Origin of the sequence: Microcoleus sp. CAWBG27, from assembly GCF_020883145.1 — a bacterium.
Classification (GTDB): domain Bacteria; phylum Cyanobacteriota; class Cyanobacteriia; order Cyanobacteriales; family Microcoleaceae; genus Microcoleus.
The window spans coordinates 35,807-54,833 of record NZ_JAHREU010000005.1; the positions used below are offsets into that span (position 1 = coordinate 35,807).

Sequence of the window (19,027 nt, forward strand, 5' to 3'; positions counted from 1 at the left end):
GACTTCAGTCCTATTAGGTTCGTAGTCAGGACTTCAGTCCTATTAGGTTCGTAGTCAGGACTTCAGTCCTATTAGGTTCGTAGTCAGGACTTCAGTCCTATTAGGTTCGTAGTCAGGACTTCAGTCCTATTAGGTTCGTAGTCAGGACTTCAGTCCGAAAGTTTTGAGAAAATAAGGACTTGCATTCCGATGCTGCGAACCCGGATGCGGACTAAAGTCCTCACTACGAACCCGGATGCGGACTAAAGTCCTCACTACGAACCCGGATGCGGACTAAAGTCCTCACTACGAACCCGTATGCGGACTAAAGTCCTCACTACGAACCGGGTTTTAAGCTTTGCTCGCAAAAGCTTTCATTGCCAAATCTTGTGCTTGCTTCATCGTAGCTTGCAGTTGTGCAGAAATTTCGGCAATTTGTTCAGTTTGACGCGCAATAGTTTGCTGTAAAGATTGTACTTTCAACTCATATCCCTGCTTGCTTCCTTCCCATTCTTTATCCGCTAAATCTGCCTTGACTTTAGCTTCGCGGGAAACTTCTTGAATTGCTTCTTCTTTGGCTTTGATGTAAGCCTGTTTGAGTTCTTCTTCAAATCCCGCAGCTTTGGTCTGATTCTTTTCAAACTCCGCTTGATTGTCGCTCAGGACTTTTTCTCTTTCGGCCCAGTTTTTGTCTTTTTCGCGGGTAGACTCTTGCAATTCTCGTTCTAATTTGCGCTTCGTTTCTTCGTATTCGTCGGTTTCAATTTTGCGATCGCGCTGCAATTGGTATTGATAATCTGCCGCTTCCTGCTGGCGCTGTTTAGTTGTGAATGCAGTTTTTTCGGAAACTGCGGTGTCAAATTCTTGCTGTTCTTTCCCCCAAGTCTTGCGTTTTTGGGTCGTGTCTTTTTCGATAATCTCGCGTTGGTTCGCAGCATTTTGTTCGAGTAAAGTCAATTTTTCTTGATGCTCTTGAGTTAAAATGTGGAGGGCATCTGCTACAACTCGAATTTGCTGCAACTCCTGTAATTGTTCAGCTTCAATGTCGATCGCCTTTTTTAACTCATCTAATTTTGCAGATTCCGCCTTCAGTTTTTCGGAAAGTCCGCTGGTGATGCTGCCGAAATCTAATTGTAAGTCTGCCAAGCCTTTGACAATGCTGTCAATTGTGTAGGTAGATGCGACTTCGAGGAGTTGTTTGTTTTTAGCTTTTTCGGCTGATTGTTCTTTCGTTTCGACTTTAGATTCAATCTTTTTCTTTTCAGCTAAAATCTGCTGAAAATTTTGCAAAATTTTGGCTTTGCTATCTTTAACATTTGCCAATGTCATAATGCTTGTTGCTCCTGATTTGAACTTTTCGAGGCCTTGTTTCTAAGACGTGTTGAACTATCCTAAGTTCCGGAGTTGGCTGAGAATAGATCGATATTTTTTGGCTGCATTTGGTGGGAAGTTTGGATGATTGCTCTCAAGAGATTTGAGAATTTTTTTACAGCGGTTGCACCGATTGGCTTGCCAGCACTCGCAATCGTCAACTATACTTACAAGTGTGTCTTTAAGCAGTTGATTTTCCGAGAGCAAAGCTTGGTAATTTCGCCGGATTGATTCGGCAACTACACTCATGTGCTGGAAGTCTTCGGTGAGACTTTCGATGTCGTTAACTGTATCTGCCCGAATTTGGTCGAGTAGCTCGCAATTTTCTCGCAAACGGCTTTCTTGCAGGTTTGGTTTGGTTTTAATTTTCGTTAATTTCTTCATTTTACTTTTCGCTGTCACAGTTACGGAAAAGGCGCGATTGAATCGCGCCTTTTCCACAAAATTAGAACAAGTCAGCAGTTGCTCTGTCTTCCGCTGATGGTAGGGACATATTACCGTTGGAATTCAAAGCAATAGCATCGCTTTCACCGTTGGCGTGAGCGGCCATCAAGGACGCAACTTGTGCTGCTGGTAGGTTGTCTAAACAAATCATAGCCCTGGTTCCTTCCAAGTCAATCATCCGCGATTGATTGCTCAGATCGGATAAAACTGCTGCTGCTTGATCGATAACTCCCCAGTCTTTCCGCTCCATCCACGACCATTTTAAACTGTAGTAATTGATCGGTTTTACTACTCCGCTGTCGTCGGGTTTTTGACCGGAATGTTTGACAAATTCGGGGATAAATATTCCGGTTGCTGGCTCGACGCCGCGTGATTGAACTGATGCGACTAAACGGTTAAAATCGTTCAAGCTGCGGTTTTTGATGTAGGTCACCATGACAACTCCTTGGGGCAGTTCGCCTGTTTCTGCGACGAACCAAAGTTGACCCCAAAGTGTGTGGGAAGTTTGACCGAGGGAACCGAAGAATTTGGCAAATTTGAGGATGGTGATCGAACACTTGGAACCGTAGTCTGTATCGCCGATCGCCCATTGGCCGCTTTGGCAGTTGTTGCGAACTGCGATCGGAATTTCTGGTACTAGCAAAGCATTGGTTGGTTTGGCTCCAAATACTGAAAATGTAGGTCTTTCTTTTGTAGTAGTCATTGTTCGTTTTTCCTTGGTTATTTATTGATTTACTGACTATGGGGAATTGGCAATTGCTAATCCGCTACATCCGTTGCATCCCGTACATTGCTCGTTGCCGAACTTCCTTCAATTGATTACCGAATGAGATGTGTTGTGGCTTTTGGTTCTGGATATGTGTACTCAAGCAGCGCCTCTTGTTGAGCTTGAATAATTCGCAGCGCGGTGAGCAAATGCTCTAACGTTTCTAAGTGCGCTGGGGTGAAGTGGATGCTGAAGCCTTCGCCATCCCGTGCGTAGCCCGGACAAACCAGTGAGGCCGAGCTTTGTTCTTCGTGGGTGGCGATGTACAGCCAGTCATCGTCTTCGAGCTTGTAATGCGTGTCTGTCCAGGTTCTCAGCATTTGCTATCTGTTCCTCCTTAATTTGCTGCGTACAAGCGTTTTGACGCCCAGCGCCGATCGCTCCTCTAAAGTTAATGGTGCTATATCTAGTGTTTTGTCTGGATATTTTGCACCCTCAACCATACCTGTGTGGTTAATTGAGTTGACTAAACCGTCAACTAACCTCATGGTAGCGCGGGTTGATTTTCCCGTCAAGTATTTTGTTGAACTTTTGATCAAAACAGGCTAGAATGCCTGTCAGGAGGCGAAAAACCGTGGAACAAACATTTGGAAGACTGATACGTCAAGCTCGCAAGGACAAGGCTTACTCACAACGTGAGCTAGCTGGTATGTTAAGTGTGGATTTTACTTATTTGTCGAAGCTGGAGAACGATCGCGCCGATTACGCACCAAAAGAGGAGGTAATTCGAGCATTAGCGCGGAATCTAGATATCAACGAAGAGGAATTGATTTTTCTGGCGGGGAGACTGCCTCAACAGTATGAAGCGCTGCTGAAGCAGAATCCGAAGGAAATGCAGGCTCTTTTCCGGCGGATGCAAGAAAATCCAGATTGGCTCAAACAATCTTTTGAAGCGTAACAGAGGCCTATCACAGTGAGTATTTTTAAACCGTATTGCTTCTATCCCAAAGAATCGATCGAGCGTTTGGCAAATGACATCCTGATGCAGATGCAGAAAACGCAAAATTTTGCTCCGAAATGGCCTTTTGAAGCGACAACGGTAGCTGATTTTCTGGACTTGGGCGTAGTCTGGGACTGCATTGAACCAGATGAGGAAGGTGCGATCGCCGCCAGAATTTTACCCCAGCAGCGGTTAATCGAAATCAACGAATTGATTCTCGAAAAACCGCCGGGGTTTATCGAATCGACGATCGCCCACGAAATCGGCCACTGGGTGCTGCACGTCAATCAAGACGAAGCAGACGGGACTGTGAAACAGTTGGAACTAAACTTGGGCGATACAGAAAAAACCGCCCAGGATGTGGAGGAACCGTTTGTATGTCGGGGCGCGGGTGCAGATAATAAGGTTTTGTCGATCGAATGGCAAGCCCAATATTTTGCAAGTTGCTTGTTAATGCCTCGATGTATTTTGGAGGAAAAAAGACAGGGACGGGATTTAACCAAGTGGTCGCATTTATACAAAATGAGAGATGAATTGGGAGTGAGCATTTCCAATTTGACCAACCGCTTGCAAGAGTTTGGCTGGATTTACATTCCCAAGGGAACCCGCGAAATTTATGCCGGGAAAGAAGCGGCAAACGGTCAGCAGCGGTTGTTCGGGTAAAGTACGATGGGATTTGAGAGTTTATTTCAAATCTCTATCATCTTTTGAGGGTGTGAGGAATGACGGAAACAGATTTAGAGAATACTGAAGAAGAGCGAAACTGGAGACAAGACAAGCTGCTAACTATTGATGAGATTGAGAGGCTTCAAAAAGGGGGGTGAAGATATTCATCTACTCAAAGGTAAACGCCATGCTTCAAAAAGAGATATCTACAAAGACACAGAAGGAAATATTTATGTTAAACCTAAAGGTGGTATTGGAACAGGTGAATTAACTGATTTGAATATTAATGATTTTTAATTAATCAAAGAGGAGCGGGCAGATGGAGTCAGAAATTTACGCTTACTTTATGTTGACTGGAATGGAATTCGATCCCGACGAAGTGACTGCAAAGGTAAGCATCAATCCAACTGAAAGTTGGAGGAAAGGGGACTTAATTAGTACCAGGGGTACTAGACGGCATAAAGAAAATGGTTGGAGTGTGTATTCTAAAATTGAAAAATCTGCCGACTTAGAAGAACACATTAATTCGGTTTTAGAACAGCTTCAGCCTGGGTGGAGTGCTTTGCGAGAGTTATGCAAGTTTTATGCTGCGGAGATTGCTTGCGTCATTTATTACAGAAGTGGCAGTGTGCCAGGGATTCATTTTGATAAAAGTATCGTTGAAAAGGTACATCAATTGAATGCGGAAATTGATGTAGATTTTTATATTTTGCCAGAACAGACTGCCTCGGAGGAAGCAGTAGCAGCATGAGGGGTATAGCGTTGTTGTGCCAAGAGCGATCGCCCTTTTGGGTTCCTTGCTTCCTACTGTGGTACAGTATGAATGAAAAAAATCAGGGCTTACGCATGGTCGCTAAAAACCGGGTTTCTACGATTTTTACGAAGAGTGACGACAAATAGACAAAGAAACCCGGTTTGTGGAGTGGCGCGTGCAAGTTATAAACAAATATACTGTGCAAATTATGCAGACAAATATCAGTCTGGTTCTCGAAGCTTGTCAAAAGTTAAATATCAGTTATGAAATCCTCTCGCCCAACCAAAACTTAGTTAGAATCAACCTGAACGGTGAAGATTATTATTTTGTCAATTTCAGTATGCCGTTTAACAACGAGCAAATTGTACACATATTTAAAGACAAAGAATATACCTATCACTTGCTAAAAGGCAAGATTAAAACTCCTCAAACTATAGGATTTCTATCGCCTTTTTGCGAGGAAAAGTATCACAAATATTTAGAGTTTAAAGATTGTGCAGAAATTGCAGCAGAAGTTGGCAAAACATTTTCGCTTCCTGTGATTGTGAAAAGAAATCGCGGTTCCGCTGGAAACAATGTATTGCTTTGTGAAACGAAAGAGCAAGTTCAAGCAGCGATCGCAACTGTATTTAATATCAATAGCAAAGATTATGACTATGTTTGTCTAGCTCAAGAGTACATTGATATCCGACACGAATATCGGGCGGTTTTTTTCAATCACAAGCTGGTTTTGCTGTATGAAAAAGATAAATCAGACGCTAAATTTGCGGGGAATTTAAGCCCGCTGCACTGGGATGGTGCAAAAGCTAAGCATATTACCGACTCAAAGATTATTTCGGAAATTGAAAATTTTGTCCGCCCTGTTTTTGAAGAGATTAAGATTAATTATGCCGGGTTTGATATCGCCTTAGATACAAAGGGGAAATACTGGTTAATTGAAATTAACTCAAGTCCTAATTTTGAGATTTTTGTGAGAGATAACGATCGCCAAATTGCGGTAACAATGTTCAAAGGCATCTTGGAGAGCTTGGTTGTTAACAAAAGGCCGTAAATGCTCAATTTGAGGAATGCGCTATAATTTACTAAATCCAATTCTGAAAAAAAAGTAACAGCAATGACAGCACAAGTGTTAGAACTAGAGGGAACGTGGGAAGAGATTCTCGCCCAAGCAGCAAAATTTTCTGGACTCAGAGTTCGCATCATCGTTCTTGCTGAGGAAGATGAAGAGGTACTCCCATCTCCCGAAGAAAGTTTTCGGCAAGCATGGCTGGAAATAAAGACCGGGAAAACTAGACCTGTATCGGAACTGTGGGAAGGTATTGATGCAGCGATCGAGATAATTGAGTCTTTGCCAGAAACTTTACAGCAGCAAGCAGTAGAAGACTTGAAAGAGTATATTGAAGAATTAAAAGATGAGCTTCGATGGGAAGAATCTTTCAAGAAAACGCAACCGCAACTTGTGGCTGCTGCCCAACGCGCAAAACAAGAAATGCTTCTTGCTGATGAAACGCTAAAGTCAGCAGAAGAGTGTTTTCGTCAAGGATGGTACGAAGCAATGACAGGGCAGACTATAACGCTTGCTGAACTTTGGGAGGGAATTGATGCAGAATAATCCTCCTTTAAGGCAGATTATACCTACACGAGAATTTAAACGCGACTTGCGGACTCTCTCTAAAAAGTACCGCCATATTCGATCGGATGTTCAGCCGATTATTGAAAAACTGCAAGCTGGAGAGTTGCTGGGAGTTCCAATACCTGGGACTGGTTACGAGATATTTAAGGTGCGTGTCAAAAACAGCGACATTCAAAAAGGAAAAAGCGGTGGATATAGATTCATTTACTATCTTCAAACAATGACAATGGTAATCTTGATTGCTATTTATTCAAAATCAGAACAATCAGATATTGCCTCAGATCGAATTTTAGAAATTATCAGCGGTTTTAATGAGTTGATTGAAAACTCAGGAGAAACAACAGAAGAAATACAAGATGAGGACTAAAGTCCTCACTACAAACTTTATATTACATTCTCTCTAATACCTGAATTCCCAACAACTCCAAACCCAACTTCAAAGTTCTCGCCGTCAAATCGCACAAAATTAATCGCGAAGTCCGCAACGGTTCCTCAGCTTTCAACACCGGACATTGTTCAAAAAATTGATTGAATTTTTGACTCAATTCAAACAAATACTGACAAATCCGATTCGGCAACAAATCGCCCCCAACAGCATTTACAACTTCATTGAACTGCAACAAATGCTTGGCTAAAACTAACGCCGCATCCGACTCTAAAATAACTTTTGCATCTGCATCTAAGTTGTCAAAATCAATCTCACCTTTGCGCCGAATTCCCTGCACCCGCACGTAAGCATACAGCATATAGGGAGCGGTATTTCCTTGCAAAGCCAGCATTTTGTCGTAACTAAAAGTGTAATTGCTCGCCCGGTTTTGACTCAAATCGGCATATTTGACTGCACTCAAACCAACTACGTGAGCTACATTAGCTATAAACTCTTCTGTTTCATGTCTTTTCTCATCTTCCAATCTTCGTTCCAAATCTTTCCGCGTGCGGACGATCGCCTCATCGAGCAAATCTTGCAACCGCACTGCCTCCCCAGAACGAGTTTTTAATCTTTTGCCGTCTTCTCCCAATACCAAACCGAAGGGAATGTGGACAATTTCGACATCTTCGGGAATCCAACCGGCTTTTCTGGCGACTGCAAATACTTGGGCGAAATGGTTGGCTTGTCCCGAATCGGTGACGTAAATTAAACGTTTTGCGCCGTCTTCTTCGATCCGGTAGCGCACTGCTGCTAAATCGGTGGTGGCGTAGTTGTAGCCGCCGTCGGTTTTTTGGACGATTAGCGGCAATGGTTCGCCTTCTTTATTGGTGAAACCGTCTACAAAAACGCATTTTGCGCCGTCACTTTCTACTAGCAAACCAAGTTCGGTTAAATCTTCGACTACTGCGGGTAATAATGGATTGTAAAATGATTCGCCGCGTTCGGTTAGTTTGATGTCGAGCAAGTCGTATATTACTTGGAATTCGCGGCGGGATTGATCGCACAGCAGTTTCCAGGCGCGACGGGTGTCTTCGGCGCCGGCTTGGAGTTTTACTACTTCTTGGCGGGCGGTTTCTTTGAAGGTTTCGTCTGCGTCGAAGCGCTGTTTTGCTTGGCGGTAAAATGCGACTAAATCGCCTAAGTCTAGGGCGTCTGCGGTGGTGAGGGCTTCGGGGTGAACTTCCCGCAGGTAGGCGATTAGCATTCCGAATTGGGTGCCCCAGTCGCCGATGTGGTTGATTCTGATTACGTCGTGGCCTTGAAATTCGAGGGTGCGGGCGATCGCATCTCCGATGATTGTCGATCGCAAATGTCCGACGTGCATTTCTTTGGCGATATTCGGGCTCGAAAAGTCGATCGCGATTCTCTGAGGCGTTTGAGTCGGTGAAATCCCCAAACGGGTGTCGGCGGCGATCCTCTTCGAGGGCTTCGCTAACGCGCTTATCTGCGCTTCCAAATAAGCGGGTTTCAGCTTCAAATTGATAAAACCCGGGCCGGCGATTTCTGGGGTTTCGCAGATGTCGGCAATATCTAGATTTTCGACGATCGTAGAGGCGATCGCCCGCGGTGGCTTACCTAACTTTTTGCCCAAACTCATCGCCGCGTTGCACTGAAAGTCCCCAAACTTCGGATTATTCGCAGGCGCTAGCATCAGATCCGTATCGGCATAACTCTCGCCGAATGCCGAGGTGAAGGCTTTTTCAAATCTTGTTTTTAACTGTTGGGCGATCGAGTTCATCTTTTATATTTTGATTGGATGTTTATTTTAAACTCTAGATTAAGCACTTTGTGCCAATAATATTCTTACAACTCAGGCAATTTCCCTCTCTCCCCCTCCCCCTCCCCCCTTCTCTCCCTCTCCCCCTCTCCCTCTCTCCCCCTCTTTCCCTCTCTCCTATTCTTGCCGATTCCCCTCTCCTATTCTTCCCGATTCCCGAGAAAATTTTGCGTACTTAGCTTTTAGCTGCTGGTGCAGTGGAATCACTGACGGTATTAACACATAGTACATTTTATCACAGTTGCGATCGCTACACAAAGCAAAAAAGATCACATCTAGTCAACGATCGCGATCGCTAGATAATTTATTTAAATCAGTTACATTAAGGTATGTTAATATTTTTTTAATGCTCCCCCAAATTCTACGGAAGGAAGTAGTTATGTTATCTCAACCTGTTTTTGGCGATCGTTCTTTGACCCAAGCCTTTTATCAAGCAGTAATCGATCGCTTCGATGACCCTCTGAGTCTTTCGACTCAAGCACTATTACGAGAGTGTACCCTCGGTTTCGCCCCTTGTCCCGAGGGAGTCAAAACCTTTTTCATTATCGCGCCGAGTCTGGAGGCTGCCGAGCAACTAATTGACAAAATCGACAACATTTTAGAGCGAGTTGCCGAACTCATGGCAGGAGTCGGACAAGTTGCTCTGTGCATAGTTCCCCCCGGCAGCGAACCCGAGGAACCAGTAGATCTGCAAAACTTAGAAAAAGTTCCCCCCGATTGTCTCGCTTGCAAATTCTTTACAATTATGTGTGCCGATGCTACGAGCGATCGGTAACATTGACACTTAGCAACCAGCAACTCGCTGTGTTGTGCCGAACCTGTGCCAGTACCGGTGCGGGAGAGATTGCATATTAGTAACAATCGCTGGAATCATGAGGGCAAAGCGTGCAGGTAATTCGATCGAAAGCAAGATTTCACTCACTATCAAAGAGTGTTCAACAAGCAGGCAAAATTAACATACCTTCATGCCCGCTTGTCAGTCGATCTGATTTTTACCTGCCGGCTCAAGCAGCCGTGCATCTACTTTTTAGCTCCCCAATCAAAGCCGCCAAAAAGCCGCACTAACTTTCCTCGGTGTCTCGCTTCAAAAGATAGCAAACAGTTGACAGTTGACAGTTGACAGTTGACAGTTGACAGTTGACAGTTGTTAGTTGTAGGGGCGGTGCCCCCGTGCCCGCCCTCTTCGTTGTCAGTTGTCAGTCATCCGAACTTGCAATGTATGGGATGTAACGGATTTAAAAGTTAAGGAAGAGAGAAAAAGGCTCGCTTGGGCTGCGCGATCGCGTAAAAAGAAGGAAGAGGTTACAGGGCAGAAGAGATACACAGCAAGCTTTTTATCGAGAGATATTTTAGGTAGAGTTAGGTGGATTTACTGCTCGTTGCAAAATAGAGTTTTGCTAGATATTCATTAAGTTTGCAGCGAGCAGAAATATTGAAAAAAATAGATAGTTAGTAATACCAATTATCTAAAATTGTGCAACACTCTTCGACCCCCCCTAGCCCCCCCATGAATCAGGGGGGGGACAAGAATACTGTTATTTCGTTAAAAATTGGTATAAGGTGCGTCAGTCCCAAGTTTTGACAGAATTTAAACACAGAGAAACTGACGCAGTTTGCCAAGAAGAATGGGTTTAAAGCCTCCTCCTTAAGCAGGGGGAAATAAAACAAAATTATTTACTGCTTCAATACTCGGACTTCTAGGTAGAGGTCGATCTCAAACTGTCAACTGTCAACTGTCAACTGTCAACTGTTGAAGGAGATATATAGTGCAATACGGTTTACTTAAGGCAGATCCCCCCTAACCCCCCTTCCCAAGGGGGGGGACAAGAAAGCTCTTAAGTCCCCCTACAACCAGGGGGATGCGAGGGGGATCTCCGGGGCAGAAAAAGTGTTAAGTAAACCGTATTGATATATAGTGCGATCGCATCCCAGGCTCATAAAATTTGTGAAAAATTTCAGTTGAAAATTTTAATTATTAAATTTTATGTCTAACATTGGCGATAAAATCTAAGATTGCAATTCTCAAATCTCAAATCAAGCCATCATGGTAAAACTGACACCGAACCCCAGCTTTAGTTTAACGATTCGCGTTGCTCTGCCGAACCAGCCGGGAATGCTAGCAGGCGTCACCAGTGCGATCGGCTCTGTGGGCGGCAACTTCGGCCAAATCGACTTGATCGAGCAAACCCGGGCTACTACAGTGCGCGATATCACCGTCGATGCTTACAGCACCGAACACAGCGAAGAAATAGTGCAAGCAGTGAAAGCGCTACCGAATATCAAAGTGATCGACGTGTACGATCGCACCTTCAACCTGCACCGCGGCGGTAAAATCAGCGTAGAAAGCAAAATTTCCCTCAAACGCCAGTCAGATTTGGCAATGGCCTACACTCCAGGAGTCGCCCGCATCTGTACCGCGATCGCCAATGACCCCCAACAAGTTTACAACCTGACAATCAAACAAAATACTGTTGCCATTGTTACCGACGGTAGCGCAGTTTTGGGACTGGGAAACCTGGGGCCGGAAGCCGCCCTGCCAGTCATGGAAGGCAAAGCAATGCTATTTAAAGAATTTGCCGGAATTGACGCCTTTCCTATCTGTTTGAATACCCAAGATACTGACGAAATTATTCGCACAGTGCAGAATATCGCCCCGGTTTTTGGTGGCGTTAACCTCGAAGATATTTCTTCACCTCGCTGCTTTGAAATTGAAGCAAGATTGCGGGAAACCTTAAATATTCCCATTTTCCACGACGACCAACACGGAACTGCGATTGTTAGTTTGGCAGCATTAATTAATGCCTTGAAACTTGTCAAAAAAACAATGGCAGAAGTGTGTATCGTAATTAACGGGGCCGGTGCGGCCGGAGTCGCGATCGCCCGTTTGCTGCGGAAAGCAGGTGCCGAAAACATCATCATGTGCGACTCCAAAGGCGTCCTTTCCAAAGATCGCACGGATATGAACCCAGAAAAACTCGAATTTGCTGTGGCTTCAGGCGGTACCTTGGAAGATGCGATCGCCGGTGCGGATGTATTTTTAGGTGTCAGCGCGCCCGGGGTGCTCACGCGATCGATGGTGCGATCGATGGCCGAGAATCCGATCGTTTTTGCCATGGCAAATCCCATTCCCGAAATTCAGCCAGAATTAATCATGGAGGATGCCGCCATCATTGCCACCGGACGCAGCGATTACCCGAATCAAATCAACAATGTTTTGGCGTTTCCGGGGATATTTCGAGGCGCTTTGGACTGCAAAGCTCGCACGATTACGACCAGTATGTATCTAGGTGCAGCTTACGCGATCGCCTCTTTAGTCAGTCCTTCGCAGCTTGACAAAGAACACATTATACCCTCAGTTTTTGACGAGCGAGTTGCCATTGCTGTCGCCGGTGCAGTGCAGTTGGCCGCCCGATCCGAAGGTATCGCCCGCGATTAACAAAAAAAAGAGTTGACAGTTGGTGTGTCGTAGGGGCAGTGCCCCCGTGCCTGCCCTCTTCGTTCCGTGCCCGCCCTCTTAGTTCATAATTGACAGTTTACAGTTGAGAAGAGTTGACCTGGGAGAGACACAAGAGGTTCGAGGGAAGAAGGAATAGGGAAGATACTATGTATAAATTCATCGTCTTTGTGGCAGTTTTGTACTTCTTATTTTGGGATTTTTCTGGTTTATTCTCATTTTCTATTTCCTCCTTCCCGTTCATTCTTACTGCTTTTTTCTTCCCCATCCTCTCTTTGTCCCTCTCTCCTCCCGTAGCGGATCGGCGTTACTCCAATCCTCGAACTGACCGGGAGAGGTTGCCCTCCTGCTGTCAACTGTCAACTGTCAACTGTCAACTGTCAACTGAATGAAATCCGTTGCCGAACTTCCTTCTTCCTGCTTTTTTGCTGAGTGATAAAAATCACACCAATAAACCATATAACTTAGAGAATAAAGATATAATTAATTATCCCAAGCCAGCTAGGTCAGATGCAAAGCCAGTTAGGAGAAGAGCGCAGCAACAGCAAATTGTTAGAACCGTCCCCGCTCGGGCTGGCATTGTGCCGGACAGACGGGACTTTTCTTGACGTAAATCCAGCTTTTGCGAATATTATTGGTCGGACAGTTGTAGAAACTCTCAACCTCAACTACTGGGAAATTGTTCAAACACAGTGTACTAGCAGAGACAAGTATCTAGAAATTCCCACAAAAAATAGGTGCGCGGGTACGCGTGCAGCAGCATACAAACATAAGAACAACCATCTCGTACCCGTGCGAGTGTCGGAGCGGGCAATTGAAACAGACGGAGAGTGGGCGATTTGGTTGAGTGCTGAACAAGTTGTTAATTGGGAGCCTGAAAATAGCGAGCTGCTGGAATCAGCGCCGCCGCACTGCAATTCACATCTAGAAAAATTGCTGGAAAACCAGAATACTGAGTTGGCAAAAACTCACGAACTACTCCAAGAAAAAATCGCCGAACTCGAACTTGCAAAATCGCAACTGCAACTCCAAAATCAGATTTTAGAGCAAATTCGCGAAGCCGTAATTTGCACGGATGCTGGCGGCTCAATCACCAGTTGGAATAAACAGGCTCAAAGACTCTACGGATATGAGAATAGTGAAGTAATTGGTCAAAATATTGCTCTACTTTATCTGCAGGAACAGCGAGAATTACTATCTATATTAGTGGCTCAACAGCTAGAAGAAACAGGCGAGTCGGATCTAGAGATTACCATGCAGCGCAAGTCTGGAGAAAAATTTTACTCGCACTTGTCACTTTCTCTGTTAAAAGACGTTCGTGGCGAAATTATTGGAAGTGTGGGATGCATCAGAGACATTAGCGATCGCAAAAAATTAGAACAAGAATTAGCACAGAGACAAGCACTATTTGATTCCTTTTTGCAGGAGGCACCCGCAGGATTTTGCATTTTTGATTCCCAACTTCGGTACGTGCAAATTAATCAATTTCTAGCCGAAATAAATAGCCTGAGTCCTGCAGAACACATTGGCAAGACTTTCCGCGAAATATTGCCGGAAATCGCTCCAATGGTAGAGCCTTTATACGAACAAATATTGAGAACCAAGCAACCTCTAATTAACATGGAAATGAGCGCTGAGAATCCCAGAAATCCGGGGATTATGCGACACATGACAGCCTCTTATTTTCCTCTACTCGACAAAGACGGTGAGGCGATCGGCATGGGTGCATTGGTTATTGACATTAGCGATCGCAAACAAGCAGAAGCAGCCCTCCAAAAAAGCGAACAGCTCTACCGCACTATGGCAAGCAACATTCCCAACAGTGCGGTGATGCTGTTCGATCGCGAAATGCGCTTTACCCTGGTAGAAGGCACAGAATTAGCAGGAGTGGGGCTTTCTAAAGAGTTAATGGAAGGCAAGACAATCTGGGAAGTATTCCAGCCGGATTTTTGCGCTGCTGTCGAGCCAAATTATCTGGCGGCCCTGACTGGAGAAACAGTTGTTACAGAATTTACCTATGGCGATCGCATTTACCTCGCTTATACTTTGCCAGTCAGAAACGAACGGCAAGAAATCACCGGCGGATTGCTAATGACTCAAAACATTACGGCTCGCCAATTAGCAGAAGAAGCCCTCAGGGAAAGCGAGGAAAAATACAGGTGCATTGTCGAAACAGCCGATGAAGGCATTTGGATGATCGATGCGGAGGGTAAAACTACTTTTGTCAACCAAAAAATGGCTGATATGCTAGGCTGCACCGTAGAGGAAGCGATCGGGCAGTCACTATTTGCTTTCATGGATGCAGAAGGCATCGCGATCGCCCAAGCCAATCTCAACCGCCGCAGTCAAGGAATTCGCGAACAGCACGATTTTAAGTTCCTGCGCCGAGACGGGAGCGAGTTGTGGGCGATGCTTTCTACTAATCCATTGCCAGACAAAGAAGGGCGCTATATCGGCGCTTTGGCAATGGTTGCCGACATTACCGATCGCAAGCAAACAGAAATGGCATTGCAGCAGTCGGAAGCTAAATTTAGATTGCTTTACGAATCAACCAGTTTGGCTGTTTTAATGTTAGATGAAAATGGGATCCGCGATGTCAACAACACCACCATAAAACTATTGAGAGCCACTAGCAAAGAGCAGTTTTTCGGCAAGAATCCAGGCGAATTTTCGCCTCCTTTCCAACCCAACGGCAGAGACTCTTTGAGCATGGCGAATGAGATGATGGCGATCGCCTTTGAATGTGGTAATCACCGTTTTGATTGGGTTCACCAGCGTTTAGACGGTACGAATTTTCCCGCAGAAGTCGTGCTGACAGTCATCGAAGTTGGAAATGAAAGCGTTATTCAAGCAGTCGTCCAAGATTTAACCGATCGCTTCCTTGCAGAAGAAATATTAGTGCGATCGGAACAAGCCCTCAGACAGCAAGCTCAGAGAGAACAACTACTCAATCAAATAGCCAACCAAATTCGCATTTCTTTAGATTTAGACACAATTTTAGCAACCGCCGTTCAAGAAATTCACAATCTCATGCAGCCAGATTGGTGCATCTTCACTTGGTACCGTCCCAACAGCAATCCTCCGGCTTGGGACGTGACTTGCGAAGCCAAAAATGCAGCTTTGCCAAGTTTCCTAGGTACTTATGTTATACAGGACAAATCAAGTGTAGGAGTCGAGCAAATTTTGCGCCGAGAAATTCTGCGAATTGATGATGTTAGCACTTTTGACAATGTAGAATTGCGCCAAGCTTTTCAAGCAATAGAAGTTAACTCAGTGCTGTCGCTACCAATTCACACTGCTTCCGGCGATATTGGGGCGATTACGTGCTATCAGGCTTTGTATGTGCGACATTGGAGCGACTCAGAAGTCGAACTGATGCAAGCGGTGATTGCTCAAATTGCGATCGCGATCGACCACGCAAAATTGTACACCCAAACCCGCACAACCGCTCGATTAGCTCAAGCTCAAACTCAACAGCTAGAACAAACTTTGTACCAACTTCAACGCACTCAAACTCAATTAATTCAAAGTGAAAAAATGTCCAGTTTGGGACAATTAGTAGCAGGAGTCGCCCACGAAATCAACAACCCAGTTAACTTTATCTACGGTAATCTCACCTATGTCAGCGAATACACTGAAAACTTGCTAAAGATGCTGCAATTTTACCAGCGTGAATACCCCCAGCCTAGCACAGAAATTTTAAATGCCAGAGAATCCTTTGAAATTGATTATATTTTTGAAGATTTACCAAAAATTGTCACATCTATGAAAGTCGGAGCCGATCGCATCCGCGACATAGTTTTGAGCCTGCGGACTTTCTCAAGATTGGACGAAGCCGAAATGAAGCAAGTTGACATTCACGAAGGCATAGAAAGCACGCTGATGATTTTGCAAAATCGCCTAAAAAATAAAGCCGATCGCCCGCAAATAAATGTTACTAAAGAATACGGTAACTTGCCTTTAGTTGAATGTTATCCCGGTCAGTTAAACCAAGTATTTATGAATTTGTTGAGCAATGCGATCGACGCATTGGAAATGGAGACAAATAAACCAGAATGCAAGGAAGGTAAGGATTTAGCAATTAGAATTCGCACCGAAGTAACCAACAATAACTGCGTAATGATGCGGATAGCTGACACAGGCCCCGGAATGAGCGAAAACGTGAAAAGGCGGTTGTTTGACCCATTTTTCACAACAAAACCCATCGGCAAAGGCACAGGCTTAGGATTGGCGATTTCGCACTCTATTGTCGTAGAAAAACACGGCGGCGAGCTGACGTGCAATTCTGTATTGGGAGAAGGTTCCGAATTTGCGATCCAGATTCCGCTGCGGCAAAAAAGAAATTAGTTATTAGTTATTGGTTATTGGTTATTGGTTGTTCGTAGGGTGCGTCAGTTAGGGATTCAAATAGCACAGAAAATCCTGTAAGCTGACGCACCTTTCAACAAACTATGGTGCGTCAGCCACTATAGCATTTATCAGAAAGATGAGATATGAGTGTAAATGAAGTTTTTGATGCGACCTCGCTTACTATATAATAAATATAAGACAATACGGTTGACTTAAGAAGGATCTGACTTGCAAAAAACTCCTGTACTGCATATAAAATCGTCAGATGAACTTCGCAAAAAAGTGTTAAGTAAACCGTATTGAAATATAAGAGGGCTAAAGCCCAACAACGTACCTCACCTATCTAAGAAAGGCTATAGCTTCTCAACATCACCAAATATCGCGCATACTGACGCACCCTACGACACTACGACAAATTACGACAAACTACCCTTTACCACCAGACGCACACCGCCAGCGGGCGCCATTGTCAAACCCCGGCGTACTGGCAAAATCGGACGATTTTCTGCAAGTTCCAAAGAATATCGCGACAGCACTTTCGCCAAAACTAACTTCATTTCAAACATCGCAAATGCTGCGCCAATACAGCGACGGTTCCCTCCCCCAAACGGCAAATATTCGTAAGGTGAAAATTGCCTTTCTAGAAAACGTTCTGGTTTAAAACGATTTGGTTCGGGGTAAAGATCCTCTCGGTGATGAACCAAATAAATGCAGGTAGAAAGCATGACTCCTTTGGGAATATCATAACCCATTAACTGCATCGGAGCTTGCGGAACGCGCGGAAATGCAAAAAATACGATCGGATAAATTCGCAGCGTTTCCGAACAGACAGCATTCAAATACGGCAGTTTAGCAATTTCCATCCCATCGCAATTGTCAACATCAATAGAAGAGAGTTCTTGCAGCAGTTTTTCGCGAACTTCCGGCAGATAGTGAATCCAATACAAAGCCCAGGCTAAAGCTGTAGCTGTAGTTTCATGTCCCGCGAATAACATTGTCATTAATTCATCGCGCAATTCAACATCGCTCATCGGCTCTCCGGCTTCGTCGCGGGCTGAAACCAACAAGCTGAGGATGTCTTCGCCCAAGGGTTCAGATTGAGTTTTGCGATCGCGAATTTCTTGATAAAGTAGTTCATCCAAACGCTGTCTCTGCCGCAAAAACCGTCCCCAAGGACTCCAAGCACCCAAATCTTTTTGCAGTGACTTTACCAGCAAAAAGGTAGCATTTAATGGATTACTAAACACGCTGAACATATCAACCATTAATTGGTGAATTTGTTGGTAGCGTTCTCCTTCGCTCAGCCCAAAAACTGCGTGCAAAATCACATCCAAAGAAATGTTTTGCATGGTTGCTTGGGCTACGAAAGTATTACCAGGAGTCCAAGTATTAATTGCTTTTTCGGTGATGTCGCGGATGATTTCTCCGTAAGCTTTCATACGTTCACCGTGCAAAGGTGGCATTAAAAGCTTGCGCTGCTGCAAATGTCGATCGCCATCTAACAACAATAAGGAATTGGGGCCTACTAAAGGTAACGTTACTTGGTTTCCCGTACCAGATTCAAAGAATTTACTATCCCCTGTGAAAATTTCTTGAATTGCTTGAGGATTGCTAATAACTACCTGGGGCGGAAAGTTGCTGAATTGGGTGGTGAAAATGTCGCCGTATGTCTTATAATTTTTCTCTAAATAATAGAGGGGATTTAAAATCCCCCGGACTGTCTGAACAAATCTCCCTTCTTTTGGGCCGTCGAGAGATTTGTTGCTAGTGTTATTTTGAGATTGAGAATTTTCTGTGAGGATAGTCATTGGTTTTTATCCTGCTTTTGTTGTTTCAGATGACTGAAAGCATTATTACTATTTCCAAGCGATCGCGAATCTCTATTCTAGCTTGTTGACGCCGAGAGATTTTACGTAAACCCGATCGCACCTTGCTGTTTCCACACCCGTTGTCGGTAGATATCCGCTAGTTTCGTACATTTTAACAGCTTCTTTGAGAACGCTAGCAGTTTCGATCCAGATTTCATCAAAGCCGCGAGCGATAATTTTACTTTCCAATGCTTGCAGTAAAAATTTCCCCAAACCTTGTCCCCTTGCTGCTGGCAAAATATACATTTTGCGGATTTCCACAGCATTCTTTCCGCGTTGGACGGGATAGTAAGCCGCTGTACCGACTATTCGATCGTGCTTTTCAACTACCCAAAATTCCCCGCCCTTCTTCTGATAGTGTAGTTCTACATCATAGACATCTCGATCGGCGCCATGAACTTCGCATTGTAAACCGTACTCTACCAAAACATTCTGAATTAAATGGAATGCCTCAGCCCGATCGCGCGTTTCCCAGGAACGAATTAAAAAATCCCGATGTTGGGTTCTCATTACTTGTTGCTAATTATACTTATTTTTTGACTTTGGCAACTGTAATTTTACTGATAATTAGTGTTTTACAGTCTGGAAATGCACC

17 protein-coding genes are annotated in these 19,027 nt (G+C 44.5%); 10 read left to right on the plus strand and 7 right to left on the minus strand.

The window, feature by feature from the left end:
- Positions 1–330: 330 nt before the first annotated feature.
- From QZ938_RS04665 to QZ938_RS04680, 4 genes are all read right to left on the minus strand, one after another.
- Complete coding sequence (locus tag QZ938_RS04665) at positions 331–1,308, minus strand: hypothetical protein (protein ID WP_293348609.1); 978 nt, start codon at positions 1,306–1,308, stop codon at positions 331–333.
- 57 nt (positions 1,309–1,365) lie between these two features.
- Positions 1,366–1,734 carry a hypothetical protein gene (locus tag QZ938_RS04670; protein ID WP_293348607.1) on the minus strand — a complete coding sequence of 123 codons (369 nt, stop codon included), beginning with the start codon at positions 1,732–1,734 and terminating at the stop codon, positions 1,366–1,368.
- Positions 1,735–1,795: 61 nt separating this feature from the next.
- Positions 1,796–2,497, minus strand: coding sequence for a hypothetical protein (locus QZ938_RS04675; RefSeq protein WP_293149017.1), 702 nt, complete (start codon positions 2,495–2,497; stop codon positions 1,796–1,798).
- Positions 2,498–2,613: 116 nt separating this feature from the next.
- Positions 2,614–2,880, minus strand: coding sequence for a hypothetical protein (locus tag QZ938_RS04680; RefSeq protein ID WP_293149015.1), 267 nt, complete (start codon positions 2,878–2,880; stop codon positions 2,614–2,616).
- A 254-nt stretch (positions 2,881–3,134) separates the two neighbouring features.
- Here QZ938_RS04680 and QZ938_RS04685 point away from each other — a divergent pair, with 254 nt between their 5' ends.
- The 7 genes from QZ938_RS04685 (at position 3,135) to QZ938_RS04715 (ending at position 6,920) form a co-directional block, all read left to right on the plus strand.
- The gene (locus tag QZ938_RS04685) at positions 3,135–3,458 is read left to right on the plus strand and encodes a helix-turn-helix transcriptional regulator (protein WP_190739559.1); all 324 of its coding nucleotides are present in this window, start codon (positions 3,135–3,137) and stop codon (positions 3,456–3,458) included.
- Between the two features lie 15 nt (positions 3,459–3,473).
- A complete protein-coding gene (locus tag QZ938_RS04690; protein WP_293348604.1) occupies positions 3,474–4,163 on the plus strand; it encodes an ImmA/IrrE family metallo-endopeptidase in 690 nt (229 codons plus the stop codon).
- 129 nt (positions 4,164–4,292) lie between these two features.
- The gene (locus QZ938_RS04695; protein WP_293348665.1) at positions 4,293–4,463 is read left to right on the plus strand and encodes a polymorphic toxin type 33 domain-containing protein; all 171 of its coding nucleotides are present in this window, start codon (positions 4,293–4,295) and stop codon (positions 4,461–4,463) included.
- A 22-nt stretch (positions 4,464–4,485) separates the two neighbouring features.
- Positions 4,486–4,917 carry a DUF4279 domain-containing protein gene (locus QZ938_RS04700; RefSeq protein ID WP_293348601.1) on the plus strand — a complete coding sequence of 144 codons (432 nt, stop codon included), beginning with the start codon at positions 4,486–4,488 and terminating at the stop codon, positions 4,915–4,917.
- Positions 4,918–5,128: 211 nt separating this feature from the next.
- Positions 5,129–5,971 carry a YheC/YheD family protein gene (locus tag QZ938_RS04705; protein WP_293363127.1) on the plus strand — a complete coding sequence of 281 codons (843 nt, stop codon included), beginning with the start codon at positions 5,129–5,131 and terminating at the stop codon, positions 5,969–5,971.
- A 63-nt stretch (positions 5,972–6,034) separates the two neighbouring features.
- Entirely contained in the window at positions 6,035–6,532 is a 498-nt protein-coding gene (locus QZ938_RS04710) for a hypothetical protein (protein WP_293149005.1), read from the plus strand.
- A complete protein-coding gene (locus QZ938_RS04715) occupies positions 6,522–6,920 on the plus strand; it encodes a type II toxin-antitoxin system RelE/ParE family toxin (RefSeq protein WP_293149003.1) in 399 nt (132 codons plus the stop codon). The genes QZ938_RS04710 and QZ938_RS04715 overlap by 11 nt, the downstream gene beginning before the upstream one ends.
- Before the next feature lie 22 nt (positions 6,921–6,942).
- On the opposite strand, the gene argS is transcribed toward QZ938_RS04715, so the two are convergent.
- A complete protein-coding gene (gene argS, locus QZ938_RS04720) occupies positions 6,943–8,721 on the minus strand; it encodes an arginine--tRNA ligase (protein ID WP_293348595.1) in 1,779 nt (592 codons plus the stop codon).
- 418 nt (positions 8,722–9,139) lie between these two features.
- Here argS and QZ938_RS04725 point away from each other — a divergent pair, with 418 nt between their 5' ends.
- The 3 genes from QZ938_RS04725 (at position 9,140) to QZ938_RS04735 (ending at position 16,561) form a co-directional block, all read left to right on the plus strand.
- The gene (locus QZ938_RS04725) at positions 9,140–9,535 is read left to right on the plus strand and encodes a hypothetical protein (RefSeq protein ID WP_293348592.1); all 396 of its coding nucleotides are present in this window, start codon (positions 9,140–9,142) and stop codon (positions 9,533–9,535) included.
- A gap of 1,269 nt (positions 9,536–10,804) precedes the next feature.
- Positions 10,805–12,196: a malic enzyme-like NAD(P)-binding protein gene (locus QZ938_RS04730; protein ID WP_293348589.1), complete on the plus strand. Its 1,392-nt coding sequence runs from the start codon at positions 10,805–10,807 to the stop codon at positions 12,194–12,196.
- Between the two features lie 528 nt (positions 12,197–12,724).
- The gene (locus QZ938_RS04735; RefSeq protein ID WP_293348586.1) at positions 12,725–16,561 is read left to right on the plus strand and encodes a PAS domain S-box protein; all 3,837 of its coding nucleotides are present in this window, start codon (positions 12,725–12,727) and stop codon (positions 16,559–16,561) included.
- A gap of 419 nt (positions 16,562–16,980) precedes the next feature.
- Here the strand turns inward: QZ938_RS04735 and QZ938_RS04740 are convergent, their stop codons facing one another.
- Entirely contained in the window at positions 16,981–18,372 is a 1,392-nt protein-coding gene (locus QZ938_RS04740; RefSeq protein WP_293348583.1) for a cytochrome P450, read from the minus strand.
- Positions 18,373–18,444: 72 nt separating this feature from the next.
- The gene (locus QZ938_RS04745; protein ID WP_293148991.1) at positions 18,445–18,942 is read right to left on the minus strand and encodes a GNAT family N-acetyltransferase; all 498 of its coding nucleotides are present in this window, start codon (positions 18,940–18,942) and stop codon (positions 18,445–18,447) included.
- Positions 18,943–19,027: the final 85 nt, after the last annotated feature.

What these genes read in the sequence shown, in the direction of transcription:
- QZ938_RS04700 (WP_293348601.1), top strand. Translation starts at nt 4,486, where the DNA reads ATGGAGTCAGAAATTTACGCTTACTTTATGTTGACTGGAATGGAATTC.
- QZ938_RS04710 (WP_293149005.1), top strand. Translation starts at nt 6,035, where the DNA reads ATGACAGCACAAGTGTTAGAACTAGAGGGAACGTGGGAAGAGATTCTC.
- QZ938_RS04735 (WP_293348586.1), top strand. Translation starts at nt 12,725, where the DNA reads ATGCAAAGCCAGTTAGGAGAAGAGCGCAGCAACAGCAAATTGTTAGAA.
- QZ938_RS04730 (WP_293348589.1), top strand. Translation starts at nt 10,805, where the DNA reads ATGGTAAAACTGACACCGAACCCCAGCTTTAGTTTAACGATTCGCGTT.
- QZ938_RS04745 (WP_293148991.1), bottom strand. Translation starts at nt 18,942, where the DNA reads ATGAGAACCCAACATCGGGATTTTTTAATTCGTTCCTGGGAAACGCGC.
- argS (WP_293348595.1), bottom strand. Translation starts at nt 8,721, where the DNA reads ATGAACTCGATCGCCCAACAGTTAAAAACAAGATTTGAAAAAGCCTTC.
- QZ938_RS04670 (WP_293348607.1), bottom strand. Translation starts at nt 1,734, where the DNA reads ATGAAGAAATTAACGAAAATTAAAACCAAACCAAACCTGCAAGAAAGC.
- QZ938_RS04695 (WP_293348665.1), top strand. Translation starts at nt 4,293, where the DNA reads ATGAGATTGAGAGGCTTCAAAAAGGGGGGTGAAGATATTCATCTACTC.
- QZ938_RS04680 (WP_293149015.1), bottom strand. Translation starts at nt 2,880, where the DNA reads ATGCTGAGAACCTGGACAGACACGCATTACAAGCTCGAAGACGATGAC.
- QZ938_RS04740 (WP_293348583.1), bottom strand. Translation starts at nt 18,372, where the DNA reads ATGACTATCCTCACAGAAAATTCTCAATCTCAAAATAACACTAGCAAC.
- QZ938_RS04725 (WP_293348592.1), top strand. Translation starts at nt 9,140, where the DNA reads ATGTTATCTCAACCTGTTTTTGGCGATCGTTCTTTGACCCAAGCCTTT.
- QZ938_RS04705 (WP_293363127.1), top strand. Translation starts at nt 5,129, where the DNA reads ATGCAGACAAATATCAGTCTGGTTCTCGAAGCTTGTCAAAAGTTAAAT.
- QZ938_RS04665 (WP_293348609.1), bottom strand. Translation starts at nt 1,308, where the DNA reads ATGACATTGGCAAATGTTAAAGATAGCAAAGCCAAAATTTTGCAAAAT.
- QZ938_RS04675 (WP_293149017.1), bottom strand. Translation starts at nt 2,497, where the DNA reads ATGACTACTACAAAAGAAAGACCTACATTTTCAGTATTTGGAGCCAAA.
- QZ938_RS04715 (WP_293149003.1), top strand. Translation starts at nt 6,522, where the DNA reads ATGCAGAATAATCCTCCTTTAAGGCAGATTATACCTACACGAGAATTT.